Source organism: Candidatus Binatia bacterium (genome assembly GCA_029243485.1).
In the GTDB taxonomy this organism is placed as follows: domain Bacteria; phylum Desulfobacterota; class Binatia; order UBA12015; family UBA12015; genus VGTG01.
In genome coordinates, this window is record JAQWRY010000032.1 from 138,385 (window position 1) to 163,267 (window position 24,883).

Consider the following 24,883-nt stretch of genomic DNA (forward strand, 5'->3'; position numbering starts at 1 on the left):
ATCGGTCGGAAGCGGACCCGCCGACCACCGAAAGTTTCAAGACTTCTGGTGGTTGAGCGGACATCGGTAGTAGCCCCGTCGATCTTTAGGGTCGCCGGAGCTCATTGGGAACGAGAGATCAATGCCACGTAAAGGTGAGGTTCGTCGGCGCGATGTGCTGCCGGATCCGAAATATCACGACCGACTGGTCACCAAGTTCATGAACAACATGATGTTTGGTGGGAAGAAGAGTCTCACGGAGCGGATCTTCTACGGCGCGCTGGACCTCATTCAGGAGCGCAGCGGCGAGGACCCGGTCGTCATCTTCCGGAAGGCTCTCGACAACGTAAAGCCGGCTGTCGAGGTTCGCTCCCGACGCGTCGGTGGCGCGACCTACCAGGTTCCCATCGAAGTTCGCCAGGTCCGTCGGGCCGCACTCGGCATGCGCTGGCTCGTTCAGAGCAGCCGCGCCCGCCACGAGAAGTCGATGGTCGAGCGCCTCGCCGGAGAGTTCATGGACGCCGCGGCGAGTCGCGGTAACGCAGTCAAAAAGAAAGAAGACACCCACCGGATGGCCGAGGCGAACAACGCCTTCTCCCATTACCGCTGGTAGTCGGTCGCTCAAGAATCAACGGTTGAATCATGGCTCGTCAAACCCCACTCGAACGCACTCGGAACATTGGCATCATGGCCCACATTGATGCTGGCAAGACGACCACGACCGAGCGCATCCTGTTCTACACGGGAATCAACTACAAGATCGGTGAGGTTCACGACGGCGCGGCCACGATGGACTGGATGGCGCAGGAGCAGGAGCGCGGCATCACCATCACGTCCGCTGCGACGACGTGCGAGTGGGACGACCACAAGATCAATATCATCGACACGCCGGGTCACGTCGACTTCACGATGGAGGTGGAACGTTCCCTCCGAGTGCTCGACGGCTGTGTCGCGCTGTTCGATTCTGTTGCCGGCGTCGAGCCGCAGTCCGAGACGGTTTGGCGCCAGGCTGACAAATACGGCGTTCCCCGCATCTGTTTCATCAACAAGATGGACCGGATCGGTGCCGACTTCGATCGCGCCGTCGCGATGATCAGGGACCGGCTGGGTTCGACCCCGGTCGCGCTTCATGTTCCCATCGGCGCTGAGGACACCTTCCGCGGGGTCGTCGACCTCGTCGCGATGAACGCGGTGGTTTGGGACGACGAGGCCCTCGGCTCGCAGTTCCACATCGAAGAAATTCCGGCCGAGCTGGCCGATGCCGCGGCCGTCGGTCGCGAAGTGCTTCTCGAGGCCGTCGCCGATGCGGACGAAGCGCTGATGGATAAGTATCTCGAGGGCGGTGAGATCACGCAGGCCGAGGTCAAGGCTGCCATTCGCACCGCGACGCTGGGCGGCACGATCGTTCCCGTGCTCGCGGGCACTGCCTTCAAGAACAAGGGTGTTCAGACCCTCCTCGACGCCGTCATCGACTACCTCCCGTCGCCGCTCGACAAGCCGGCCATCGAGGGCATCGACCCCAAGGGTGAGATGATCACCCGGGAGTCGGCCGATGAGGCGCCGTTCAGCGCGCTAGCCTTCAAGATCATGACCGACTCGTTCGTCGGCACGCTCACGTTCTTCCGGGTGTACTCGGGACGAATGGCGTCTGGCTCGTACGTCGTAAACGCATCGAACGGCCGCAAAGAGCGTGTCGGGCGCCTCCTGAAGATGCACGCCAACAAGCGTGAGGAGATCCAGGAAGTCCTCGCCGGCGACATCGCCGCAGCGGTCGGGCTCAAGGCAACCCGCACGGGCGACACGCTCGCCGATGCCGACAAGCCGATCATTCTCGAGTCCATCGAGTTCCCGGAGCCGGTCATCGACATCGCGATCGAGCCGAAGACCAAGGCCGACCAGGAGAAGCTCGCAACATCGCTGGGCAAGCTCGCCAACGAGGATCCCTCGTTCCGGGTCAAGACGAACGAAGAGACGGGTCAGACGATCATCGCCGGAATGGGCGAGCTCCACTTGGAGATCATCGTCGATCGCCTCACGCGCGAGTTCAATGTCGACGCCAACGTCGGCAAGCCGCAGGTCGCGTACCGCGAGACGATCCGCAAGCCGATCGACCAGGAGCACAAGTTCTCCCGCCAGACCGGTGGTCGCGGGCAGTATGGCCATGTGTACCTGAAGATCGAGCCGAGGCAGCCTGGCGAAGGTTTCGAGTTCGTCGACAAGATCAAGGGCGGTGTCGTGCCGCGCGAATATATTCCGGCTGTCGAGAAGGGCATTCGCGAGGCGCTCGACACGGGTGTCATGGCAGGGTACCCGGTCGTCGACGTCGGCGTCACGCTTTACGACGGCTCGTACCACGAGGTCGATTCGTCCGAGATGGCATTCAAGATCGCGGGATCCATCGCGTTCAAAGAAGGGTGCAAGCGGGCTTCGCCCGTGCTGCTCGAGCCGGTCATGGGTGTCGAAGTCGTCGTCCCTGAGGAGTACATGGGTGACGTCATCGGAAACCTGTCCGGGCGACGCGGTAAGGTTTCGGGGATGGAGCCGCGCGGTGGAGCGCAGGTCGTTACCGCCGATGTCCCGCTGAAAGAGATGTTCGGGTACGCCACCGAGTTGCGTTCGATGACGCAGGGGCGCGCCAACTACACGATGCAATTTTCGCACTATGATGCGGTGCCGCAGGCGATCTCCGAGGAGATCACGGCGCGCGCCGGAGCGGCCTAAGGCCAACAAATCGAGGTCCCACCACTTGGGTGGGGGCAAGTCGCCGGGACGTCCCGGTATCTACAAACAAGACGAAACGGAGAGGGTGCTGCAATGGCGAAGGCAAAGTTCGAGCGGAACAAGCCGCACGTCAACGTGGGGACGATTGGACACATCGACCACGGGAAGACGACGCTGACCGCCGCGATCACGAAGACGCAGGCCGATAAGAAGCTCGGTGAGTACATCGCGTTCGACTCGATCGACAAGGCGCCCGAGGAAAAGGCCCGTGGCATCACGATCGCGACGGCGCACGTCGAGTACGAGACGGAAAAGCGCCACTACGCGCACGTCGACTGCCCCGGCCACGCGGATTACATCAAGAACATGATCACCGGCGCAGCGCAGATGGACGGCGCGATCCTGGTGGTTGCCGCGACCGACGGCCCGATGCCTCAGACGCGGGAGCACATCCTGCTCGCTCGCCAGGTGGGTGTGCCGGGCATCGTGGTGTTCATGAACAAGGTCGACGCGGTCGACGACGAGGAGCTCCTCGATCTCGTCGAACTCGAAGTTCGGGAGCTTCTCTCGAAGTACGAGTTCCCCGGCGACGACGTCCCCGTCATCCGCGGTAGCGCCCTGAAGGCCCTCGAGGCCGACCCGGGCCCTCTCGGCACTTCGGCGATCACCGAGCTGATGGATGCGGTCGATTCCTACTTCCCGGATCCGATCCGCGCCATCGACGAGCCGTTCCTCATGCCCGTCGAAGACGTGTTCTCGATCTCGGGTCGTGGCACGGTCGCCACGGGTCGCGTCGAGCGCGGCATCGTGAAGGTCGGCGACGAGATCGAGGTCGTCGGCATCAAGCCGACCGAAAAAACCACCGTCACCGGCGTCGAGATGTTCCGCAAGGAGCTCGATCAGGGCCAGGCGGGTGACAACGTCGGCGCGCTGCTTCGCGGTGTGAAGCGCGAGGACATCGAGCGCGGTCAGGTTCTGGCCAAGCCCGGTTCGATCACGCCTCACACGCACTACGAGGCGAACGTCTACGCACTCACCAAGGAAGAGGGCGGTCGTCACACGCCGTTCTTCAATGGCTACCGACCGCAGTTCTACTTCCGCACAACGGACGTGACCGGCGTCATGACGCTCCCGGAGGGCACCGAGAGGGTGATGCCGGGCGACAATGTCATGGGCACGATCAAATTGATCACCCCCATCGCCATGGACGAGGGCCTGCGCTTCGCAATTCGCGAAGGTGGCCGCACCGTCGGCGCTGGCGTGGTCGGCAAGATCCTCGAGTAGCTTCGAGAAACTCGGGATAGATCGAAAAACCAATGAACGATAGGATCCGCATTCGGCTCAAGGCCTACGACTACCGCCTACTGGATCAGTCCGTCCGTGAGATTGTCGACACGGTGCGGCGTACCGGTGGGCGATTGGCGGGGCCGATTCCGCTGCCGACGAGGATCGAGCGGTTCACGGTGAACCGCTCGCCCCACGTCGACAAGAAGTCGCGGGAGCACTTCGAGATCCGCACGCACAAGCGGTTGCTCGACATTCTCGATCCGACGCAGCAGACGATCGACGCACTAGGGAAGTTGGACCTTTCCGCGGGTGTCGACGTCGAGATCAAGCTGCAGTAGGTCGCCCCTCCCCGGGGCAACCCAAACCCTTTCCAAGGAAACTGACAGAGCGAAGCCATGGCTGACGTAGCCGACGAAAAGAACGGCGAGCAAGCTGGAGAAGAGTCCGGCGGCACGACCGAGCAGGCCGAGACTGGTCCGAGCACCCGTATCGGGATGCTGGGCCGCAAGCTCGGCATGACGCAGATTCTCGACCCCGATGGCCGATCGATCGCGGTCACCGTCGTGGAGGTTGGGCCCTGTGTGGTCGTGCAGCGCAAGACTCCGGAGCGTGACGGCTACAGTGCCGTCCAGCTGGGGTTCGACCCCTCGAAGGCCAGCCGCGAGAACAAGGCTGCGATTGGTCATGCAGCCAAGGCGGGCAAGGGAACGTTCAACGTCCTCCGGGAGTTCCCGGGTGGCGATGACCTCGAAGTGGGCGCGACGGTCACTGCGGCACAGGTCTTCTCGGTCGGTGATGCAGTTGATGTCACCGGGACGAGCAAGGGCCGAGGCTTTGCCGGTGTCATGAAGCGCTACGACTTCGCGGGCTTCCCTGCCGGACACGGTACTCACGAGTACTTCCGTCATGGCGGCTCGATCGGTAACCGGTCGTGGCCGGGCCGTGTGTTCAAGGGTCGCAAGATGCCTGGCCACATGGGCACCGATCGGATCGGCACGCGGAACCTCTCGGTCGTGCAGGTTCGGCCCGACGACAACGTGCTGCTCATCAGCGGGGCGGTCGCCGGTTCCCGAGGCGGGATCGTAGAGATCCGGCCCGTGCACGAGGCGGTGTCATGATGGACGCGGTCGATCTCCAAGCGAAGGTGCGCGGCATCGATGGTTCGGAGCAGGGGGACGTGACCCTTCCGGAGTTGTTTTCCGAGAAAGTGCGCGAGCACCTCATCCACGAAGTCGTCAAGATGCAGCAGGCTAGTCGCCGCGCCGGCACGCACTCCACCAAGACGCGTCACTTCGTGTCGGGTGGCGGAGCGAAGCCCTGGCGGCAGAAGGGCACGGGCAACGCCCGTGCCGGTAGCTCCCGCTCGCCGATCTGGGAAGGTGGCGCCGTTACGTTCGGTCCGCTCCCGCGCGACTACAGCTACTCGATGCCGGTCAAGGCGCGTCGGGTTGCGCTCAAGTCGGTGCTCGCGGATCGGCTTCGCGGCGGCAACCTCACGGTCGTCGACTCGATCGAGCTCGACGAAGGCAAGACCAAGCGCGTCCTCGGCATGCTCGAGGCGCTGGGCATCGAAAGCAACGTCTTGATCGTGAACGGCGAAGCCAACGAGTTCTTGGAGCGCGGCGCGCGGAACCTGCATAAGGTGAAGGTTCTGCGAACCGAGGGAGTGAACGTCTACGACGTCCTCCGCTACAAGCACCTCCTCCTGACGAAGTCGGCTGTCGAGGCCCTGAAGGAACGGCTGGAGCGATGAAGCACTATTCCAAAGTCATCCTGTCGCCCCTCGTCACGGAGAAGGGCACCCTCGTCGGCGAGACCGGCAACCAGGTGCTCTTCAAGGTCGCGCCCGAGGCGAACAAGATCGAGATCAAGCAGGCCGTCGAGGACTTCTTCAAGGTGAAGGTGGTTCGCGTCCACACTGTCCGTTTGTTGGGCAAGCGCCGTCGCGTAGGTCGCATCCTCGGCCAGCGTCCGTCGTGGAAAAAAGCATATGTCACGCTCGCCGAAGGCCAGCGGATCGACTTCTTCGAGGGAGCCTGATGCGTAAGGAAGGCGTCTACAAGCCCACTTCGCCTGGCCGGCGTTTCATGACCGGCTATGACCTGAAGGGGCTTTCCAAGGATAAGCCACCCCGTCAGTTGCTCGACACCCTCACCAAGAGCGGTGGACGCAACAACAACGGGCGCATCACGACCCGCCATCGCGGCGGTGGTCACAAGCGCCGTCTGCGCATCGTCGACTTCCGTCGTGACAAAGAGATCGTTCCGGCGAAGGTCGCTTCGATCGATTACGATCCGAACCGCTCCGCGCGGCTCGCGCTGCTCCACTACGTGGACGGCGAGAAGGCCTACATCCTGGCCCCCGTCGGTCTGAATCCGGGCGACATGGTCGTTGCCGGGAAGGGCGCCGACATCAAGCCGGGGAACTCGCTTCACATTCGCGACATTCCTTTGGGAACGATGATCCACAACATCGAGCTCAAGATCGGCAAGGGCGGGCAGATGGTTCGCAGTGCCGGAACCGCCGCTCAGCTGATGGCCAAGGAAGGCGACTACGCGCAGGTGAAGCTCCCCTCGGGCGAGCAGCGCAAGGTCCTCATGGGATGCCGCGCCACGGTAGGGCAGATCGCAAACATCGAGCACGAGAACGTCAAGCTCGGCAAGGCCGGTCGCAAGCGCTGGATGGGTGTTCGCCCGACAGTCCGTGGCACGGCCATGAACCCGGTCGATCACCCGCACGGTGGCGGCGAGGGTCGCTCCAAGGGCGGCAATCACCCGCAGTCTCCGTGGGGCACGCCGACCAAGGGTTACAAGACTCGCCGCAACAAGGTCTCGGGTAAGTTCATCGTGCAGCGCAGGAAGAAAAAGTAGGGACTAGCCGATGCCACGTTCCGTAAAAAAAGGACCGTTCGTCGACGATCACCTGATGAAGAAGGTGGACGCGATGAACAACGAGACCGAGAAGCGCGTGATCCGTACCTGGTCGCGCCGTTCGACGGTCATCCCCGAGATGCTCGGACACACGATTGCCGTGCACAACGGGAGGAAGTTCATCCCGATGTTCGTCACCGAGAACATGGTCGGCCATAAGCTCGGCGAGTTTGCGCCGACGCGGACGTTCCATGGGCACGGTGGGGATCGCAAGAGCGATTCGAAGGGCTCCGCGGTCCGCCGCTAGGAAGCAATCATGGAATCCACTGCCAAGACTCGGTTCGTACGGATCTCCGCCCAAAAGGCGCGGCTCGTCGCCGACCTGATCCGCGGCCGCCCGGTCGGCGAAGCACTGAATGTGCTCGATTTTACGCCGAAGAAGGCGGCCGGCATCATCGCCAAGACTCTCCGCTCGGCCGTTGCCAACGCCGAGGACCAGCAGAACGTCGACGTCGACGACCTCTACGTGAAGCGTGCCTTCGTCGACGAAGGCCCGACCCAGCGGCGGATTCGCCCCCGGGCCCACGGACGCGCAACACGAATTCTCAAGCGTTCGAGTCACATCACGGTGATCGTCGACGAGAAAACGACCTCCGAGAGCTAAAATGGGACACAAGACACATCCAAAAGGCTTCCGCGTCGGAGTCATCGAGAACTGGGACTCGCGTTGGTTCGCTACCCGCGACTACGCAGAACTCCTCCACGAAGACATCCGCGTTCGTCGCTTCCTGAAGAAGCGGCTCTACCACGCGGGCGTTGCCAAGGTGGAGATCGAGCGCGCGGCCGGCAAGGCCAAGGTGAACATTCACACCGCGCGCCCCGGCATCGTCATCGGCAAGAAGGGCGCCGAGATCGATAAGCTCAAGTCCGAGCTGACGAAGCTCATGAAGCGGGAGGCGTACATCAACATCATCGAGGTCCGCCGTCCGGACATCGACGCACAGTTGGTGGCCGAGAACGTCGCGCTGCAGCTCGAGCGTCGCGTCGCCTTCCGGCGGGCGATGAAAGAGGCCGTCGCTCGCGCGATGCGCATGGGCGCTCAGGGCGTTCGGGTGCAGAGCTCGGGACGTCTCGGCGGTGCGGAGATCGCCCGTCGCGAGTGGTACCGCGAAGGTCGCGTTCCCCTTCACACACTCCGCGCTGACATCAGCTACGGCTTCGCCGAGGCGAAGACGACGTACGGCGTCATCGGAATCAAAGCCTGGGTCATGCGCGGCGACGTGCTGTCGCGCGAAGAAGAGCAGCGCCAGGCCATCGGCGCCTGAGCTGGTCTGAATTCGAGTTCGAGTGAATCATGCTTTCCCCTAAGCGAGTAAAACATCGGAAGCAGCAAAAGGGCCGGCGGCGCGGAACCGCGTACCGTGGCTCCGCGCTCGCTTATGGCGACTACGGCCTGAAGGCCCTGGATCGTGGTTGGGTGACCGCCCGCCAGATCGAGGCCGCTCGTATCGCGATGACCCGCCATATCAAGCGTGGCGGTCGAGTGTGGATCCGGGTCTTCCCGGACAAGCCCCTCACGAAGAAGCCTGCTGAAACCCGCATGGGTAAGGGTAAGGGAGCGCCCGAGTTGTGGGTCGCCGTCGTGAAGCCGGGCCGCATCCTCTTCGAGATGGAGGGCGTCGAGCGCAGCATCGCAGCCGAGGCATTTCGGTTGGCCGCGATGAAGCTGGCCATCCCCACGAGACTCTGTGAGCGAGGACAGCATGCAGCCGACTGAGATACGTAACCTCAGCCCAGAAGAGCTCGAGGCAAAGGAGAAGGACCTCCGCGAGGAGATCTTCCGCCTTCGTCTTCGCGGTGCGACCGGGCAGATCGAGAACAAGATGACGGCGCGCCTGGTGCGTCGAGACCTCGCGCGGGTGCTTACGATCAAGCAGCAGCGCTCGGCGGGAGCCTGATCCATGTCCGGACTCAACAAATATCGCAACGGGACTGTGACCTCCGACAAGATGGACAAGACCGTCGTCGTGCAGGTCGAGCGTCTCGTGAAGCACCCGAAGTACAAGAAATACGTGAAGACGCGGACCCGCTTCAAAGCGCACGACGAGAAGAACTCGTGCAATGTGGGCGACGAGGTTCGGATCATCGAGACCCGTCCTCTTTCGAAAGACAAGCGCTGGGCGGTCGTCGAAGTGACCCGCAAGGCCGCGGAGTAATCCGACAGTGATTCAGACCGAAAGCGTACTGGACGTCGCCGACAATTCAGGGGCCCGCAAGGTTCTCTGCATCAAGGTGCTCGGCGGAAGCAAGCGGCGCTATGCCTCCATCGGCGACATCATCGTCGGTTCCGTGAAGGAAGCGCAGCCGAACGCCAAGGTGAAGAAGGGCGAGATCGTGAAGGCGGTCGTCGTGCGTACCGCGAAGGAAATCGGTCGCTCGGACGGCTCATACATTCGCTTCGATACGAACTCTGCCGTGCTGGTCGATGCGCACGGTGAGCCGGTGGGAACGCGTATCTTCGGCCCAGTGGCCCGAGAGCTCCGCGCGAAGCGATTCATGAAGATCGTTTCTCTGGCCCCGGAAGTCATCTGAGGCAAGGACGGGAATGAGCGTGGCTACGAGCAACAAAGCAGGAAGTGGAGAGCGCCCGGTCCGAATCCGGACGCGGCTTCGCAAGGGAGATACCGTCCTCGTTACTACGGGGAAGGACCGGGGCAAGACCGGCAAGATCTTGAAGATGGTTGGCGAGAAGAATCGCGCCACCGTCGAAAGATTGAACATGGTCAAGCGGCACCGCAAAGGGCAGGGCGCCCAGAGCCCGGGCGGAATCGTCGAGAAGGAAGCTTCACTCAACCTCTCGAACCTTCGCCTGGTGTGTGGCCGCTGCAACAAGCCGACCCGGATCAACATGCGGACGCTCGAAGACGGCAAGCGCACGCGTCAGTGCCACCGCTGCGACGAGTTGGTCGACGGCTAGGAATCGCTACACATGGCTCCGCGACTGAAACAGAAGTTCGACGAAACGCTCACACCACAGCTCCAGAAAGAGTTGGAGCTGAAGAACGTCTTCCAGGTGCCTCGGCTGCAGAAGGTCGTGATCAACATGGGCCTGGGAGAGGCGATCCAGAATGCGAAGATCCTCGACTCTGCCGTGAGCGAGATCGCAACAATCACTGGCCAGCGGCCGGTCGTAACCAAGTCCCGCAAGGCAATCGCGAACTTCAAGCTTCGCGAAGAGATGCCCATCGGTGCCATGGTCACGTTGCGAGGCACTCGCATGTACGAGTTCCTTGACCGGCTTCTTTCGGTGGCGCTCCCTCGAGTCCGTGACTTCAAGGGCGTGAGTGATCGCTGCTTCGACGGCCGAGGAAACTACTCGCTCGGAATCACCGAGCAAATCATTTTTCCCGAGATCGACATCGACAAGATCGACAAGATCAAGGGGATGACAATTTCGATCGTGACGACTGCACGTACGGATAACGAGGGTAAGGCGCTCCTGCGCTCTCTCGGAATGCCGTTCCGAAGCTAGAGGTCGACCCGCAATGGCGAAGACGAGTCTAAGGATCAAGGCCGCTCGGCCCCCGAAGTTTGAGGTCCGTCGGTACAACCGATGCCTCAGCTGCGGACGGCCCCGTGCGTTCTACCGTAAGTTCAAACTCTGCCGGATCTGTCTCCGTGATCTGGCCCGCCGGGGACTCATCCCGGGCGTGACGAAGGCGAGTTGGTAATGCTGACCGATCCGATCGCAGATCTGCTCACGCGAATCCGCAACGGGTGCCGTGCGCACAAAGACCGTGTCGATGTCCCTTGGTCTCGCACCAAGGAGGCCATGGCGAACGTGATGGTCGACGAGGGCTACCTGAAGGAGTCCGTCGTGGTCGGCGAGGGTGTGGAGAAGGTTCTCCGGATCGCGCTTCGCTACGACGCGCGCCGGCAGGCCGCCATCACCGACATCCAGCGCGTCAGCCGTCCCAGCCTTCGTGTCTACGTCGGCGCCGAGGAGGCCCCTCGGGTCCGTCGCGGCATGGGAATCAGCATTCTTTCCACCAATAAGGGCGTGATGCCCGACCGCGAAGCCCGCAAGCAGAATGTGGGCGGCGAGGTGCTCTGCGCCATTTGGTAGGCGCGGAGCGAATTGAACAGGAATAGAGGAATCCACGGATGTCTCGCGTAGGACGACTGCCGGTCACGATCCCCGATGGGGTAACGGTCGAAGTTTCGGCTGCTGCGGTTGCGGTGAAGGGCCCGAAGGGCACTTCGTCGGTGCCGGTGCCGGAAAAGGTCGCCGTGGAGCAGAGCGACGGCCAGCTCGTCGTTTCGCGTGTCGGCGAGGATCGCAAGGAGCGCTCGCTGCACGGTCTCACGCGCAAGCTGCTCGAGAACGCCGTCGTCGGCGTGAGTGCCGGGTTCTCCCGGACCCTCGAGATCAGCGGTGTCGGCTATCGCGCGGACCTGAAGGGCGACATCATCCACTTCAACCTCGGCTACTCGCACCCGATCCTTTATCAGCTGCCCGACGGTGTGACGGCTAAGATCGACAAGCAGACCACGGTGACCCTCGAGGGTCCTGATCGGCAGGTGCTCGGACAGGCCGCCGCCCAGATTCGGAAGCTTCGTCCGCCCGAACCGTACAAGGGTAAGGGCATCAAGTACGCCGAAGAGACGATTCGCCGGAAGTCCGGCAAGGCCGCAGGCGCCGCTTAGGCGCGAAAGAGAGCTTCGGTACGATGTTGACCAATAGCCGACTGCCCAGGCGCAATCTCCGTCGCAAGCGTGTTCGCAAGCGCCTGCAGGGGACGGACGCGAAGCCGCGTCTGTCCGTATTTCGGAGCGCGCGTCATATCTACGCACAGCTCATCTCGGACGAATCCGGGAAGACGATCGCGTCCGCCTCGACGGTGTCGGGTGAACTTCGCGATCATCTCTCGGGCAAGACCGGAAACAAAGACGCAGCCGCCAAAGTCGGTGAGCTGATCGCCAAGCGAGCGGGTGACGCCGGCATTTCGTCGGTCGTGTTCGACCGCAACGGCTTCCTCTACCACGGACGGGTCCAGTGCCTCGCCGATGCGGCGAGGGAAGCGGGTCTGAAGTTCTGAGTCCGGCTTTGCCGGCTTAGAGCTCAAGGAGCAAGCACGTGTACGGTTCTACCGCAGATCGAATTGACCCCGGCCCCCTCGAGCTCAAAGAGAAGGTCGTTCACATCAACCGCGTCGCGAAGGTCGTCAAGGGCGGCCGTCGCTTCCGGTTTGGAGCTCTCGTCGTCGTCGGTGACGGGGCGGGACACGTGGGCTTCGGGCTCGGCAAGGCCAAGGAAGTTCCCGAGGCCATCCGCAAGGGCATCGACAAGGCGAAGAAGTCTCTGGTGAAGGTGCCCCTCAGCGAGGGAACCATCCCCTTCGAGATCGTGGGCCGCTTTGGAGCGGGGCGGGTCATGATGCGCCCGGCCGCGCCGGGTACCGGCGTCATCGCCGGCGGCGGAGTTCGCGCCGTCGTGGAAGCCGCGGGCGTCCAGGACGTTCTCACGAAGTGTCTCGGATCCAACAACCCGCACAACATGGTGCGGGCCACTATCACAGCCCTTACCGAGCTTCGCTCGGCCGAGTCCGTTGCGAAGTCGCGCGGCAAAGAAGTGGCTGACCTGAGCGTCATCTGACGCGAGCGAAACGGAACAATGGCATCTCCCAAGGCACGCAAGAAGAACGAGGTCACTGAGGATCTCGTGCGTCGAATGAGCGCAGCTGAAGGCTCGAGCGACAAAGAGTATCGCGTTACCCTTCGGGGGAGCGCCATCGGCGGAACGCACCGGCAACGCTCGAGTCTGAAATGCCTTGGGCTCCGCGGGCGTGGTTCGCAGGCCCTCGTGAAAGACACCCCGCAAGCGCGCGGAAGGATCCGCACGGTTGCCCATCTGATCGCCGTGGAGGAGGTCTGACATGGACCTTTCGAATCTGACTCCCGCTCCCGGTTCCCGCCGCTCGCGCAAGCGCGTCGGACGCGGACCCGGCTCTGGAAACGGCAAGACCGCCGGTCGTGGCCACAAGGGCCGCAACTCGCGCTCGGGCTCGGGACGCACGCCCGGCTACGAAGGTGGCCAGATGCCTCTGCGGCGGCGCCTGCCGAAGCGGGGCTTCCACAACCCCTTCCGCAAGGAGCTGCAGGTCGTGAACCTCGCCGAGTTGCAGAAGTTCGATGCCGACTCGGTCATCGACCCGGCCGCCCTGATCGGCGCACGCCTCGCCCGCAAGGGCGGCATGCAGATCAAGATTCTCGGTCAGGGGAAGCTCGACAAGAAGCTCACCGTAAAAGCGCACGCCTTCAGCAAGACGGCCCGCGCGGCCATCGAGGCCGCGGGCGGCACGGTCGAGGTCGTCGTGGCCAAGCCCGCAACCGGCGAGGTAGCTGGGTGACCACCGGGTTCTCCAATACTCTGCGCGTCGAGGAGCTGAAGAAGCGGCTCCTCTTCTGCGCAGGCATGATTGCCGTGTACCGCGTCGGGGTTGCGATCCCGACTCCCGGTATCGATGGCAAAGCCATGCAGGCGTTCTTCGCGGAGGCCGCGAACGACGTCTTCGGACTCGTGAACCTGTTCTCGGGTGGCGCTCTCGAGCGCTTCTCGATCTTCGCGCTGGGCATCATGCCCTACATCAGCGCTTCCATCATTCTACAGCTGCTGACGGTCGTCATCCCGACCCTCGAGAACCTCAAGAAAGAGGGCGAGGCGGGCCGGCGGAAGATCACGCAGTACACGCGGTACGGCACGGTCGTACTGGCGCTCATCCAGAGCCTGTTCATCAGCATCGGCTTAGAGCAGATTCAGGCTCCTGGCGGCGGCAGCGTTGTCTTCGAGCCGGGGTGGTCCTTCCGTCTGATGTCGATGCTGACCCTCACGGCCGGCACCGCCTTCATCATGTGGTTGGGTGAGCAGGTGACCGAGCGCGGCATCGGAAACGGTATCTCGCTAGTCATCTTCGCCGGCATTGTCTCGGCGATTCCGTCCGCGGTCACTACGACGTTCCAGTTCATGAACGAGGGCGAACTCTCGCTCTTCACGGTTCTCTTCATTGGGCTCGTGATGGTCGTGGTCGTCGGCTGCATCATCTTCGTCGAACGCGGGCACCGGCGGATTCCGGTCCAGTACGCCAAACGGGTGGTCGGCCGAAAGATGTACGGCGGTCAGAGCTCCCATTTGCCTCTCAAGATCAACACGGCCGGCGTCATTCCGCCGATTTTCGCCTCGTCGATCCTGATTTTCCCGGGCACCATCGCCAGCTTCCTCCAGCATCCCGTCGCGGATCGGGCTGCGGAGCTGCTGTCGCCGGGGAACCTTCTCTACAATGTTGTATACGTGGTGCTTATCATTTTCTTCTGTTACTTCTACACGGCCGTGACCTTCGACCCGGTGGAGGTCGCGGACAACATGAAGAAGTTTGGTGGGTACATCCCGGGGATTAGGCCCGGGAAGCGCACCGCGGAGTTCATCGACCGCATCCTGACCAGGATTACCCTGGGCGGGGCGATCTACGTCTCTGCGATCTGCGTATTGCCCACGGTCCTGATTCAACAGTTCAACGTGCCCTTCTTCTTCGGAGGAACGGCGCTACTGATCGTGGTGGGTGTCGCGCTGGACACAGTTGCCCAGATGGAGACCCACCTTCTCACGCGCAATTACGAAGGTTTCATGAAACGCGGACGCGTACGCGGCCGGCGCGGATAGCGATTCGCGAATCACGGAATGGGATCGAACCGATCGCACCTTGTCCTGTTGGGACCGCCTGGGGCTGGCAAAGGCACTCAGGCAGGGCTGCTGAGCACGGAGCTCAGCATTCCGCATATCTCCACAGGAGACATCCTTCGGGATGAGGTTCAGCGCGGTTCGGAGCTCGGGATCAAGGCTAAGGAATTGATGGATAAGGGAAATCTTGTGCCCGACGATGTCATGGTAGGCATCGTGCGGGACCGAATCGGGGGCTCGGATTGTACCTCCGGGTTCATCCTCGATGGATTCCCTCGTTCACTTCCCCAGGCCAGCGGCCTCGAGAACTTCGACGGCGACCTGCCGGCTCTGCTGGCCGTGAGTCTCGACGTCCCCCTGGGTGAAGTCGTCCGACGCCTTGGGCAGCGACGCACCTGTCGGAAGTGCAAGGCGATGTTCCACAGGACGCTCAACCCGCCCAGGGCGGAGGGCATCTGCGACAAGTGTGGCGGCGAGCTCTACCAGCGTGAGGACGACCAGAAGGACGTCATCCAGGCCCGCCTGCGTGTGTATCAGCGCGAGACCGAGCCGCTGCTCGAGTTCTACCGCAGTCGCGGCGCTCTCGTGGAGGTCGACGGAACCGGTTCTGCGCCGGACGTCTTCAAGATGCTTCTCTCAGGCCTCGGAGCGCACTCGTGATCCAGCGGCGAAGTGCAAAGGAACTCGACCTGATCCGCGCGGCTTGCCGCACGGTGGGTGAGATCCTGGTTCGTCTGTCGGAGAAGGTCCGGCCCGGCATTTCGACTGCCGATCTCGATCGGTTCGCCGAGGAATGGACCCGCGATAGTGGAGCGGTCCCGGCATTCAAGGGTTACGCCGTCGGCGGGAACGTTTACCCAGCGACTCTGTGCGTCTCGATCAACGAAGAAGTCGTGCACGGTATGCCGTCGTCCAAGCGGATTCTTGCAGGGGGCGACATCATCGGCCTCGACTTCGGAGTCGTTCGCGAAGGCTACTACGGCGACAGCGCCGTCACGATGGGCGTCGGGAACACGAGTGAGCAGGCGGACGATCTGATCCGCATCACGCGCGAGTCCCTCGACAAGGGCATCGAGCGGCTGCACGTCGGAAATCGCATCCGCGACGTATCCGAGGCGATCCAGACACACGCCGAGGCACATGGTTACGGCGTCGTTCGTGACTTCGTAGGGCACGGTATCGGCCAGCGTCTCCACGAGGAGCCGCAGGTTCCCAACTACGTCGGGCGTGGGCAGAACCCGCGTCTGAAAGAAGGAATGGTCCTCGCGATCGAACCAATGGTTTGCGAGGGCACGTACGAAGTCGACGTTCTGGACGATGGCTGGACAGCCGTTACCCGGGATGGTCGGCTCTCCGCCCATTTTGAGCATTCGGTCGCAGTGACATCCAACGGACCGGAAGTTCTGACCCGGGTCTAGGGCCACTGAGGGAGTTCGAAAGTGAAAGTTCGGCCGTCCGTGAAGAGAATGTGTACCAAGTGCAAAGTCATTCGCCGCAATGGTGTTGTGCGCGTGATCTGTGACAATCCGCGCCACAAGCAGCGGCAAGGCTGAGCAGGACTTAAGAGGGATCCATGGCACGTATTTCAGGCGTCGACCTTCCGAGAAACAAACGCATCGAGATCGGTCTCACGTACATCTTCGGTATTGGGCGCACTCTCGCGACCAAGATTTGCACCGAGGCTGAGGTGGATCGGGGAACCAAGACCGATACGCTCAGCGACGACGAGATCCAGCGGATCCGTCGCGTGATCGACCAAGACTACAAGGTCGAAGGCGACCTGCGGCGCGAGATCACTTTGAACATCAAGCGCTACGTCGATCTCGGTTGTTATCGGGGGCTCCGGCATCGCCGGAACCTGCCTGCCCGCGGGCAGCGTACCCACACGAACGCGCGTACCCGCAAGGGCCCGCGGCGCGCCATCGCCGGCAAGAAGCAGGCACCGAAGTAAGCGAGGGAGTAGACCTTCATGTCCAATCCGGAAGATACAGAGCCGACCGCGGCAGCCCCAGAAGAGGGCTCCGAGAAGGCCCCCGAGACCCCCGCCGCTCCGGCTGCGGCCGATACGCCGCCTGCGGCCGAGGCCGCCGATGCGTCCACCGAGGCTCCGGCCTCGGCGGCACCGAAACGCGTCAAGAAGGGCAAGCGCCTCGTTGCCGAGGGGGTGGTCCACATCCACTCGACCTTCAACAACACGATCATTAGCATCACCGATACGACCGGCGGTGTGGTTTCCTGGGCGAGCGCCGGGTCGGTTGGTTTCAAGGGCTCGCGAAAGGGCACGCCCTTCGCCGCTCAACTCGCAGCCGAGACCGCCGCCAAGAAGGCCGCCGATCACGGCATGCGCAGTGTTCAGGTTTTGGTGAAGGGACCTGGCGGTGGTCGTGAGCCCGCCCTTCGTTCCTTGCAGCAGGCGGGTTTCGCCGTCTCGATGATCCGCGACGTGACGCCGATCCCGCACAACGGGTGTCGTCCTCCGAAGCGAAGGAGAGTTTGAGGTGGCCAGAAACACCGCATCGGTCTGCCGGATGTGCCGGCGCGAGGGGATGAAGCTCTTCCTGAAAGGGGAGCGCTGCTTCACCGACAAGTGCGCCATTGAGCGTCGAAATTACCCCCCGGGCCAGCACGGCCAGGGGCGTCACAAGTTTTCCGAATATAGTATCCAGCTGCGTGAAAAGCAGAAGGTCAAGCGCATCTACGGTGTGCTCGAGCGACAGTTCCGTCGTTACTTCGAGATGGCCGAACGTGGTCGCGGTGTGACCGGCGAGTCCTTGCTGGTCCTGCTCGAGCGGCGTCTCGACAACGCCGTATACCGCATGGGCTTTTCGAACTCGCGTTCGGAAGCACGTCAGCTGGTTCGTCACGGACACTTCTCCGTGAACGGACGCAAGGTGACGATTCCCTCGTTTCTCGTGAAGCAGGGAGACAAGGTCGAAGTGCGCGAGAAGAGCCGCAAGGTCGTGCGAATCGTGGAGTCCCTGGAGCTGTCGCAGCGTCGGGGAGTTCCGGATTGGTTAGAAATGGACCGTGAGGCGTTCGCCGGCAAAGTGAAGGCGTTCCCGGAGCGGGCCGACCTGACCATGCCGATCAACGAAACGCTGATCGTCGAGTTGTACTCGAAGTAGTGGCGACGAGCGTTACGGACCGATTGATCGGGGGGAGTTGAGCGTGAACGGTTTTCAATTGAATTGGCGAGATCTCACCAAGCCGCAGCGGCTTGAGATCGAAGAGAAGTCCCTTACGCCCACCTATGCGAAGTTGGAGTGCGAGCCGCTTGAGCGCGGTTTCGGCACGACCATCGGCAACTCGCTCCGGCGGATCCTCCTCTCCTCATTGCGAGGTGCGGCGATCACGGCGGTGCGTTTCGAGAACACTCTCCATGAGTTCTCGACCATCAGCGGCGTCACCGAAGATGTCACAGACATCGTCCTGAACTTGAAGGAGGTTCGCCTCCGTCTCCATGAGGGGTCGGAAGAAGGCCGCGCCACCATCGAAGTGAAGGGTGAAAAGGCGATCACGGCTGCCGACATTCAGGGCGGTCCGGAGCTCGAGGTCCTCAACCCGGAGCATCACATTGCGACGGTTGGCAAGGACGCCGATTTCCGCCTCGAACTCACGGTCCGGATGGGTCGCGGGTACGTGTCGGCTGATCGGAACAAGGACGAGACGGCGCCCGTCGGTACGGTTGCGGTGGACTCGATCTTCTCGCCGATCCGCAAGGTGAACTTCAACGTCACCAACGCCCGTGTCGGTCAGCGCACCGACTTCGATCGTCTCGTGATGGAGATCTGGACCGACGGCAGCATTCGTCCGGAAGATGCGCTCGCTTACGCGGCCCGCATTATTCAGGACCAGGTCAGCGTGTTCATCAACTTCGAAGAGCCGGCCGAAGCGAAGCCGGCGGTCGAGGATCAGCAGGCCGTCGAGCTCAACGAGAACCTGTTCCGCAGTGTCGACGAGCTCGAGCTCTCGGTTCGCTCAGCCAACTGCCTCCAGAACGCTGACCTTCGTTACATCGGTGAGCTGGTCCAGAAGACCGAAGCCGAGATGCTCAAGACGAAGAACTTCGGACGCAAATCCCTGAACGAGATCAAGGAGCTTCTTGCCGAGATGGGTCTTTCCCTCGGGATGCGGCTGGAGAACTTCCCCCCGCGCGAAGAGCTCGAGCGGCGTCGGCTCCTTCGAGAGAAGCAAACCGCCTGATCGGCGGGAGAGGTCTGCAGCGAAATCGGCTGCGGAGACGGTCCTAAGACATGCGACACCAGAAGGCAGGAAGAAAACTCGGTCGGTCAGCGTCCCATCGTTTGGCGCTGTACCGGAACCTCGTTCGTGAGCTGTTGGCTCGCGATCGGATCGAAACGACCGATGAGAAGGCCAAAGAGATCCGTCGTTACGCGGATCGGATGGTCACGCTGGGCAAGTCGGGGACCCTTGCGGCCCGTCGGCGAGCCATTGCCTTCCTGCGCGATCCCAAGGTCGTTGGGCGCCTCTTCTCGGAAGTCGCCCCGCGATTCGCGGACCGTCCGGGCGGTTACACGCGCGTGGTGAAGCTCGGCACCCGGGTTGGTGATGCGGCGAAGCTGTCGATGATCGAGCTCACGGGCACCTCTGAGACCGTCGAATCCGACAAGAAGCGCAAGCGCAGCCGCCGTACGAAGAAGGCGCCCGCCGAAGCCGAAGCCGAATAGGGTCCCCTTGCTACACACCCGTGGTAACGGCGGAATTGAAACTCCGTCGGGAACCGGGTAGCGACAGGGCGTGGCGGTGGCGCAGCGATGAAGGATCGCATCGAGGAAGTTCTCGAGCGGAGTCTGGCTGCGGCGCGTGACGCCGGGGTGCTGTCCTCGGATAGCGCCGCTGCGGGGACGCTGGAGGTTCCGAAGGATCGCTCCCATGGAGATCTGGCGACCAACGTCGCCCTCACCATGGCGAAGGCGGAGCGCAAGGCGCCGCGTGCGATTGCGGAGGCGCTCATCGCGCATCTGGACGACCCCGATGGCTTAGTCGAATCGACCGAGATCGCCGGGCCGGGCTTCTTGAACTTTCGGCTGAGCCCCCGCTTCTGGCAAAGCGAACTCGCCGGACTTGCCGAAAAGGCGGATCTGGGCGTAGCGACCTTCGGCGCCGGCAAGCGGGTACAGGTGGAGTTCGTTTCCGCGAACCCGACCGGCCCACTCACCGTGGGGCACGGACGCAACGCCGTTCTAGGAGACACGGTCGCCCGGCTTCTCTCGGGAACCGGGCACGACGTCGAGCGCGAGTACTACTTCAACAACGCGGGTCGGCAGATGAAGGTGCTCGGTACCTCGGTTGAGGCCCGCTACCTGGAAGAGATCGGACGCCCCGCAGAGTTCCCCGACGATGGCTACCAGGGCGACTACATTCGCGAGATCGCGCACGGCCTGGTGGAGGAACAAGGCGAAGGCCTGGCGGACCACGAAGGAACAGCGTTCCGCGACGCGGCGGAGCAGGCCATCTTCAAGGAGATCCGCCGGACGCAGGACCGCCTCGGTGTGGTCTTCGACAACTACTTCAACGAGGACACGCTCTACTCGTCGAAGTCCATCGAGAAGGTACTCGAGGCGCTCGAGGCAAAGGGCCTGGTCGATCGTCGCGAGGGCGCGGTTTGGTTGCGCGGCGAGAAGGTTGGTCTCGAGAAAGACCGCGTTCTCGTAAAGAGCAGCGGCGAGCCGGCATATCGTCTCCCGGATATCGCGTATCACCAGAACAAGCTCGAGCGCGGCTTCGATCAAGTCGTGGTGGTGCTGGGTGCCGACCACATCGAGGAGAGCCGCGAGGTCACGTCCGCTCTGGCAGCTCTGGGGTACGATGCCGCGCGCGTCCGCCCGGTGATTTACCAGTTCGTCACGCTCACCCGCGATGGGGAGCAGGTGAAGATGTCGACTCGCCGGGCCGAGTTCGTCACCCTCGACGACCTTCTCGACGAGGTGGGGATTGACGCCGTTCGCTTCTTCTTCCTGTCGCGGAAATCGGACAGTCACCTCGAGTTCGATCTCGAACTGGCGCAGAAGCGCTCGACCGACAATCCGGTCTATTACGTCCAGTACGCGCACGCGCGCGTCGCGAACCTCTTTGCCAAAGCGAAGGAGGAGGGGGTCGACGCGCCCTCGGGGACTCCGGCCACAGGCGACCTCGCGGCCCTGACGGATCCGGATGACTTCGAACTGATCGGGCAGGCGGCTGCGTACGCTGAGGTCGTCGGTCAGGCGGCGCGCGAGCTCGAGCCCCATCGCGTCGTTTTCTACCTGCAGGACCTCGCAGCGACATTGCACCGTTATTACAACCGACACCGCATCCTGGGCGACGAGGCCCCGGATCGCGTTCGCGCACGCTTGGCGCTGTTGGGTGTCGTCCAGAAGGTGCTCGCGGCGGGGCTGTCCCTATTGGGCGTGAGCGCGCCGGAGCGGATGTAGATCATGGCCGGGGGCTCGCGTCGTTTCGAATTCGGATGGTTGGAAGTCTTCGGGCTGATCCTCGTTTTTGCGGGCGGCTCCGTCGTCGTCTTCTTCCTCGGCGTGTTCGTCGGGAAGGGGCTGCAGGAAAGCCGCCTCGCGCGTGAGGAGCGTGTGGTGCGACTCCCGATCGATCCGGTCGCCGCAAGCGCGCCGACCGCTTCTCGTCGCGCCGTCCCGCCGCCGCGGCGAGGCGAGGCTGTTCCCCGGCCGAAGCCGGTGCCGACGTCCGTGTTTCAGTTGGCGGTGCGCCCGGCTCCGTCGCCGACGGTGATTGCATTCCGTCCCTCTCCGGTTGTTCCCACGGCCGCGCCGAGGCCGACGGAGCCTCCGGTCGTCGTTCGGCCGACCCCTTCGCCGGCGCCGGTGCAGGTCGCGGTCATTCCGACGGCGAGTCCGCGCGCGAAGGCACGCCCGGCCTTGATGGGGAGTTCGCGCGGGAAATGGAGCGTTCAGGTGAACGCGACGAAGGACGCGTACACGGCTCGGAAGATCGTCCAGGATCTGAGGCGGCGCGGCTACAATGCCTACGCCGTCGAGGTACAACTGCGCGGAGAGCTTTGGTACCGGGTGCGGGTCGGTAGGTTCCCGACCATGCAGGACGCGACCTCCATGGTCGTGCGTCTGAAGAACACGGAGCGTTATACCCGCGCGTTCCTGGTCGAAGAGTGATCCGTGCACATTCTTCCGACGACGGCGCAATTCGGTCGGCTGGCCGAAGACGCCACGCATGTTCCCGTTTGGGGTGAGCTCCTCGCGGATCGCGACACGCCGGTCACCGCCTTTCGGAAGGTGCACCGGGGCACCCACGGCTGCCTCCTCGAGAGCGCCGAAGGGGGCGAGCGGTGGGGCCGCTTCAGCTACATCGCCACCGATCCGGCGGCGGTGATCGAGGCGCGCGGACGCCACGTCCATATTGAATGGCGCGATGGTCGTGTGGTGGATCACGAGGACGTCGATCCGCTGTCCTTCCTGCGAGACTTGCTGGGGCAGTATCGTGTCGCCACGGTGCCGGGGCTGCCTAGGCTGACCGGGGGACTGGTCGGTTATCTGTCCTACGACGCCGTTCGTTGGATCGAGCGTCTGCCGAACCCGCCGCCGGATGACCTCGGTCTGCCGGATATGGTGTTCCTGCTGGTCGACACGGTCGTGGTGTTCGACAATCGCGAGCAGAAGGTTCTCCTGGTTTCGCATGCGGAGGTGAGCGACCCGAAGCGGCGCGATGCGGGATATCGGGCGGCGGTCGCGCGCGTCGAGGAGTTGGCGACGCGGCTGGATGCGACGACGCCGGATCTCCCGGCTCGCTTCCAGCTCGCGGAACCCCGTAAGTCGGAATCGACGCTCACGCCGGAGGGCTACAAGAAGCTCGTCGAGGACGCGAAGGAGTACATCCGAGCGGGTGACATCATTCAGGTGGTGCTCTCCCAGCGGTTCTCGCATGAGACGACCGCGACACCGTTCGACGTCTACCGTTGTTTGCGAGCCATCAATCCGTCGCCCTATCTGACGCACCTCGAGCTCGGTGACACGGCCATCGTGAGCGCGTCTCCCGAGGTTCTGGTGCGACTCGAGGACGACCGGATGATGGTTCGGCCCATCGCCGGTACGCGGCCTCGCGCGGCCTCGCCCGAGGAGGACGATCGACTCGCAGAGTCGCTGCTCGCTGATCCGAAGGAGCGTGCCGAGCACGTCATGTTGCTCGACCTCGGTCGAAACGACGTCGGGCGCGTGGCGTTGCCGGGTACCGTGAAGGTGACCGAGAGTTTCGTGATCGAGCGCTACTCGCACGTGATGCACATCGTTTCGAATGTCGAGGGTCGCGTCGCCGCCGGCTTCGATGCGTTCGACGCATTTCGGGCTGCCTTCCCGGCCGGCACGCTCTCGGGCGCGCCGAAGGTCCGGGCGATGGAGATCATCGACGAGTTCGAGCCATGTCGACGTGGAATCTACGGCGGCGCGATCGGCTACTTCGGGTTCTCCGGCTCGATGGACATGGCGATCACGATCCGGACGGCCTTGATGAAGGATGGGAAAGTCCACGTCCAGGCGGGAGCAGGAATCGTTGCCGACTCCGATCCCCAAAGCGAGCACGAGGAGTGCGAGCGGAAGGCGCAGGCGGTTCTCACGGCAGCGGCGATGGCCGAGAAGTTTGCCGAGTTCGAGGACGAGGAGTCGAGCGAATGATCCTCATGATCGATAACTACGACTCGTTCACCTACAACCTCGTTCAGTATCTGCGGGAGCTGGGTGCAGAGGTCGAGGTCCATCGCAATGACGCGATCACCCTCGAAGAGATCGACAAGAAGGTGCCGGCGGGGATCGTGCTCTCCCCGGGGCCGTGCACGCCGGCGAAGGCGGGCGTGTCTGTGTCGGTGGTGAAGGAGTTCGCTCCGCGGATTCCCATGCTCGGGGTTTGTCTGGGGCACCAGTCGATTGGAGCGGCTCTGGGCGGCGACATCATCCGGGCGTCGCGCATCATGCACGGCAAGGTCTCGAACATTCACCACGAGGGAGTCGGCGTGTTTCAGGGTTTGTCCGCACCCTTTGAGGCGACGCGGTACCACTCGCTGGTCATCGATCGTGAGACGTTGCCCGAGGAGCTCGAGGTCACGGCTTGGACCGAGGGCGAGGGCGACGAAGAAATCATGGGTATCCGGCACCGCGAGTGGCCGCTCGAGGGGGTGCAATTTCATCCCGAATCGATCCTGACGCTCGAGGGAAAGGCACTGCTCCAGAATTTTCTGGACCGGGTGCCGGGAGCGAGCACGTGAGCGACGCGCTCCGGACGGCGTTGGCGCATCTCGTCGACCATGAAGAGGTCGATGCCGACGCGACCGCAGCGGCCGTGGACGTGATCATGCGAGGCGCGGCCTCGCCCGCGCTGGTCGGAGCGTTCCTCGGCGCGATGGGTGCCCGAGGAGTGACCGTCGGACAGGTGGTCGGTGCCGCCCGGACGATGCGCGCTCACGCGGACGCGGTGTCCACGGGTCGTTCCCCTCTGGTCGACAATTGCGGCACCGGGGGCGACGGCGGCAGCACGTTCAGCATCTCGACGGGTGCGGCGCTCGTCTGCGCGGGAGCCGGGGCGGCGATGGCCAAGCACGGGAACCGAGCGGCCTCGGGAAAGTTCGGTGGGGCCGACGCGCTCGAGGCGTTGGGTGTGAACATCGAAGTATCGGCGGACGTGATGGGTCGCTGTCTCGACGAAGTTGGGATGGCGTTCCTATTCGCGCGGCGCCTCCATCCGGCGATGCGCTACGTCGCGCCCGTGCGCTCCGAATTGGGCATTCGCACGATCTTCAATCTCCTTGGGCCGCTCACGAATCCGGCGGGGGTACGTCGCCAGGTGATCGGCGTCGCGGCGCCGGAGGCTCTCCGCCTGATCGCAGGTGCTCTGGCCGAACTGGGTTGTGACCACGCGCTGGTGATTCACGGTCGCGACGGCCTGGATGAGGTGTCCCTCGAGGCGCCCGTCGATGTCATCGAAGTGCGAGACGGTGCGGTTGCCGAGTTCGTTATCGACGCCGAGGCCTTTGGGCTCGACGCGGCGCCGCGCGGAGCCGCTCGCGTCGACACTCTCGACGATTCCGTCCGCGTGTTGCGAGAGATTCTCGACGGTCAGGCGGGGCCGCGGGCCGACATCGTTCTTGCGAACGCCGGCCTCACCCTCTACGTCGAGGGCCGCGCTCCGACCTTTGCCGAGGGCACCCGGATCGCGCGAGAGGCGGTGGAGTCCGGTGCGGCGCGAGATCTGTTGCGACGGCTGGTCGCGTTCACGAGCGCACCGCAGGGTGGCTCGGGGAATGCTACGGATTGAC

At 63.3% G+C, this 24,883-nt stretch carries 37 protein-coding genes and 1 pseudogene; all 38 read left to right on the forward strand.

The window, feature by feature from the left end; all coding sequences use genetic code 11:
• Positions 1-121 precede the first annotated feature (121 nt).
• On the forward strand, positions 122-592 hold the full coding sequence (gene rpsG, locus P8R42_11080; GenBank protein ID MDG2305174.1) for a 30S ribosomal protein S7: 471 nt from the start codon (positions 122-124) through the stop codon (positions 590-592).
• Between the two features lie 29 nt (positions 593-621).
• The gene (gene fusA / locus P8R42_11085; GenBank protein MDG2305175.1) at positions 622-2,700 is read left to right on the forward strand and encodes an elongation factor G; all 2,079 of its coding nucleotides are present in this window, start codon (positions 622-624) and stop codon (positions 2,698-2,700) included.
• A 93-nt stretch (positions 2,701-2,793) separates the two neighbouring features.
• On the forward strand, positions 2,794-3,984 hold the full coding sequence (gene tuf / locus P8R42_11090; protein ID MDG2305176.1) for an elongation factor Tu: 1,191 nt from the start codon (positions 2,794-2,796) through the stop codon (positions 3,982-3,984).
• Positions 3,985-4,016: 32 nt separating this feature from the next.
• On the forward strand, positions 4,017-4,325 hold the full coding sequence (gene rpsJ, locus P8R42_11095; GenBank protein ID MDG2305177.1) for a 30S ribosomal protein S10: 309 nt from the start codon (positions 4,017-4,019) through the stop codon (positions 4,323-4,325).
• A 156-nt stretch (positions 4,326-4,481) separates the two neighbouring features.
• On the forward strand, positions 4,482-5,105 hold the full coding sequence (gene rplC / locus P8R42_11100; protein ID MDG2305178.1) for a 50S ribosomal protein L3: 624 nt from the start codon (positions 4,482-4,484) through the stop codon (positions 5,103-5,105).
• A complete protein-coding gene (gene rplD / locus P8R42_11105) occupies positions 5,102-5,740 on the forward strand; it encodes a 50S ribosomal protein L4 (protein ID MDG2305179.1) in 639 nt (212 codons plus the stop codon). Before rplC ends, rplD begins: the two co-directional genes overlap by 4 nt.
• The gene (locus tag P8R42_11110) at positions 5,737-6,027 is read left to right on the forward strand and encodes a 50S ribosomal protein L23 (GenBank protein ID MDG2305180.1); all 291 of its coding nucleotides are present in this window, start codon (positions 5,737-5,739) and stop codon (positions 6,025-6,027) included. Before rplD ends, P8R42_11110 begins: the two co-directional genes overlap by 4 nt.
• Positions 6,027-6,857, forward strand: coding sequence for a 50S ribosomal protein L2 (gene rplB, locus P8R42_11115; GenBank protein MDG2305181.1), 831 nt, complete (start codon positions 6,027-6,029; stop codon positions 6,855-6,857). Before P8R42_11110 ends, rplB begins: the two co-directional genes overlap by 1 nt.
• Before the next feature lie 10 nt (positions 6,858-6,867).
• A complete protein-coding gene (gene rpsS, locus P8R42_11120; protein MDG2305182.1) occupies positions 6,868-7,164 on the forward strand; it encodes a 30S ribosomal protein S19 in 297 nt (98 codons plus the stop codon).
• A 9-nt stretch (positions 7,165-7,173) separates the two neighbouring features.
• Complete coding sequence (gene rplV / locus P8R42_11125; GenBank protein ID MDG2305183.1) at positions 7,174-7,521, forward strand: 50S ribosomal protein L22; 348 nt, start codon at positions 7,174-7,176, stop codon at positions 7,519-7,521.
• Between the two features lies 1 nt (position 7,522).
• Positions 7,523-8,182, forward strand: coding sequence for a 30S ribosomal protein S3 (gene rpsC, locus P8R42_11130; protein ID MDG2305184.1), 660 nt, complete (start codon positions 7,523-7,525; stop codon positions 8,180-8,182).
• A 29-nt stretch (positions 8,183-8,211) separates the two neighbouring features.
• Positions 8,212-8,634 (forward strand): 50S ribosomal protein L16, encoded by a 423-nt coding sequence (rplP, locus tag P8R42_11135; GenBank protein MDG2305185.1) that lies wholly within the window; start codon positions 8,212-8,214, stop codon positions 8,632-8,634.
• Positions 8,621-8,815: a 50S ribosomal protein L29 gene (gene rpmC, locus P8R42_11140; protein ID MDG2305186.1), complete on the forward strand. Its 195-nt coding sequence runs from the start codon at positions 8,621-8,623 to the stop codon at positions 8,813-8,815. The genes rplP and rpmC overlap by 14 nt, the downstream gene beginning before the upstream one ends.
• 3 nt (positions 8,816-8,818) lie before the next feature.
• Positions 8,819-9,073 (forward strand): 30S ribosomal protein S17, encoded by a 255-nt coding sequence (gene rpsQ / locus P8R42_11145; GenBank protein MDG2305187.1) that lies wholly within the window; start codon positions 8,819-8,821, stop codon positions 9,071-9,073.
• Positions 9,074-9,080: 7 nt separating this feature from the next.
• Positions 9,081-9,449, forward strand: coding sequence for a 50S ribosomal protein L14 (gene rplN / locus P8R42_11150; GenBank protein ID MDG2305188.1), 369 nt, complete (start codon positions 9,081-9,083; stop codon positions 9,447-9,449).
• Between the two features lie 13 nt (positions 9,450-9,462).
• Positions 9,463-9,834, forward strand: coding sequence for a 50S ribosomal protein L24 (gene rplX / locus P8R42_11155; protein ID MDG2305189.1), 372 nt, complete (start codon positions 9,463-9,465; stop codon positions 9,832-9,834).
• Between the two features lie 12 nt (positions 9,835-9,846).
• Complete coding sequence (gene rplE, locus P8R42_11160) at positions 9,847-10,389, forward strand: 50S ribosomal protein L5 (protein MDG2305190.1); 543 nt, start codon at positions 9,847-9,849, stop codon at positions 10,387-10,389.
• 13 nt (positions 10,390-10,402) lie between these two features.
• Positions 10,403-10,588 (forward strand): type Z 30S ribosomal protein S14, encoded by a 186-nt coding sequence (locus tag P8R42_11165; GenBank protein ID MDG2305191.1) that lies wholly within the window; start codon positions 10,403-10,405, stop codon positions 10,586-10,588.
• Positions 10,588-10,983 carry a 30S ribosomal protein S8 gene (rpsH, locus tag P8R42_11170; protein MDG2305192.1) on the forward strand — a complete coding sequence of 132 codons (396 nt, stop codon included), beginning with the start codon at positions 10,588-10,590 and terminating at the stop codon, positions 10,981-10,983. The genes P8R42_11165 and rpsH overlap by 1 nt, the downstream gene beginning before the upstream one ends.
• Before the next feature lie 38 nt (positions 10,984-11,021).
• Entirely contained in the window at positions 11,022-11,564 is a 543-nt protein-coding gene (gene rplF / locus P8R42_11175; protein ID MDG2305193.1) for a 50S ribosomal protein L6, read from the forward strand.
• Between the two features lie 23 nt (positions 11,565-11,587).
• The gene (rplR, locus tag P8R42_11180) at positions 11,588-11,956 is read left to right on the forward strand and encodes a 50S ribosomal protein L18 (protein MDG2305194.1); all 369 of its coding nucleotides are present in this window, start codon (positions 11,588-11,590) and stop codon (positions 11,954-11,956) included.
• Between the two features lie 38 nt (positions 11,957-11,994).
• A complete protein-coding gene (gene rpsE / locus P8R42_11185; GenBank protein MDG2305195.1) occupies positions 11,995-12,513 on the forward strand; it encodes a 30S ribosomal protein S5 in 519 nt (172 codons plus the stop codon).
• Between the two features lie 75 nt (positions 12,514-12,588).
• Positions 12,589-12,792 (forward strand): 50S ribosomal protein L30, encoded by a 204-nt coding sequence (rpmD, locus tag P8R42_11190; GenBank protein MDG2305196.1) that lies wholly within the window; start codon positions 12,589-12,591, stop codon positions 12,790-12,792.
• Position 12,793: 1 nt separating this feature from the next.
• Entirely contained in the window at positions 12,794-13,267 is a 474-nt protein-coding gene (gene rplO / locus P8R42_11195; GenBank protein ID MDG2305197.1) for a 50S ribosomal protein L15, read from the forward strand.
• A complete protein-coding gene (secY, locus tag P8R42_11200; protein MDG2305198.1) occupies positions 13,264-14,574 on the forward strand; it encodes a preprotein translocase subunit SecY in 1,311 nt (436 codons plus the stop codon). The genes rplO and secY overlap by 4 nt, the downstream gene beginning before the upstream one ends.
• Before the next feature lie 18 nt (positions 14,575-14,592).
• Entirely contained in the window at positions 14,593-15,252 is a 660-nt protein-coding gene (locus tag P8R42_11205) for an adenylate kinase (protein MDG2305199.1), read from the forward strand.
• Complete coding sequence (gene map, locus P8R42_11210; GenBank protein MDG2305200.1) at positions 15,249-16,010, forward strand: type I methionyl aminopeptidase; 762 nt, start codon at positions 15,249-15,251, stop codon at positions 16,008-16,010. Before P8R42_11205 ends, map begins: the two co-directional genes overlap by 4 nt.
• Positions 16,011-16,031: 21 nt before the next feature.
• Positions 16,032-16,145 (forward strand): 50S ribosomal protein L36, encoded by a 114-nt coding sequence (gene rpmJ / locus P8R42_11215; GenBank protein MDG2305201.1) that lies wholly within the window; start codon positions 16,032-16,034, stop codon positions 16,143-16,145.
• Positions 16,146-16,165: 20 nt separating this feature from the next.
• Positions 16,166-16,543, forward strand: coding sequence for a 30S ribosomal protein S13 (rpsM, locus tag P8R42_11220; GenBank protein ID MDG2305202.1), 378 nt, complete (start codon positions 16,166-16,168; stop codon positions 16,541-16,543).
• A 174-nt stretch (positions 16,544-16,717) separates the two neighbouring features.
• Positions 16,718-17,089, forward strand: a pseudogene (rpsK, locus tag P8R42_11225) (30S ribosomal protein S11).
• 1 nt (position 17,090) lies between these two features.
• Complete coding sequence (rpsD, locus tag P8R42_11230; protein MDG2305203.1) at positions 17,091-17,717, forward strand: 30S ribosomal protein S4; 627 nt, start codon at positions 17,091-17,093, stop codon at positions 17,715-17,717.
• A gap of 43 nt (positions 17,718-17,760) precedes the next feature.
• A complete protein-coding gene (locus tag P8R42_11235) occupies positions 17,761-18,795 on the forward strand; it encodes a DNA-directed RNA polymerase subunit alpha (GenBank protein ID MDG2305204.1) in 1,035 nt (344 codons plus the stop codon).
• 50 nt (positions 18,796-18,845) lie between these two features.
• On the forward strand, positions 18,846-19,280 hold the full coding sequence (gene rplQ, locus P8R42_11240) for a 50S ribosomal protein L17 (GenBank protein ID MDG2305205.1): 435 nt from the start codon (positions 18,846-18,848) through the stop codon (positions 19,278-19,280).
• Positions 19,281-19,367: 87 nt separating this feature from the next.
• A complete protein-coding gene (argS, locus tag P8R42_11245; protein MDG2305206.1) occupies positions 19,368-21,026 on the forward strand; it encodes an arginine--tRNA ligase in 1,659 nt (552 codons plus the stop codon).
• A 3-nt stretch (positions 21,027-21,029) separates the two neighbouring features.
• The gene (locus P8R42_11250; GenBank protein ID MDG2305207.1) at positions 21,030-21,737 is read left to right on the forward strand and encodes an SPOR domain-containing protein; all 708 of its coding nucleotides are present in this window, start codon (positions 21,030-21,032) and stop codon (positions 21,735-21,737) included.
• 3 nt (positions 21,738-21,740) lie between these two features.
• Positions 21,741-23,249 carry an anthranilate synthase component I gene (gene trpE / locus P8R42_11255; protein MDG2305208.1) on the forward strand — a complete coding sequence of 503 codons (1,509 nt, stop codon included), beginning with the start codon at positions 21,741-21,743 and terminating at the stop codon, positions 23,247-23,249.
• Entirely contained in the window at positions 23,246-23,836 is a 591-nt protein-coding gene (locus tag P8R42_11260; GenBank protein MDG2305209.1) for an aminodeoxychorismate/anthranilate synthase component II, read from the forward strand. Before trpE ends, P8R42_11260 begins: the two co-directional genes overlap by 4 nt.
• Positions 23,833-24,882, forward strand: coding sequence for an anthranilate phosphoribosyltransferase (trpD, locus tag P8R42_11265; protein ID MDG2305210.1), 1,050 nt, complete (start codon positions 23,833-23,835; stop codon positions 24,880-24,882). Before P8R42_11260 ends, trpD begins: the two co-directional genes overlap by 4 nt.
• Position 24,883: the final 1 nt, after the last annotated feature.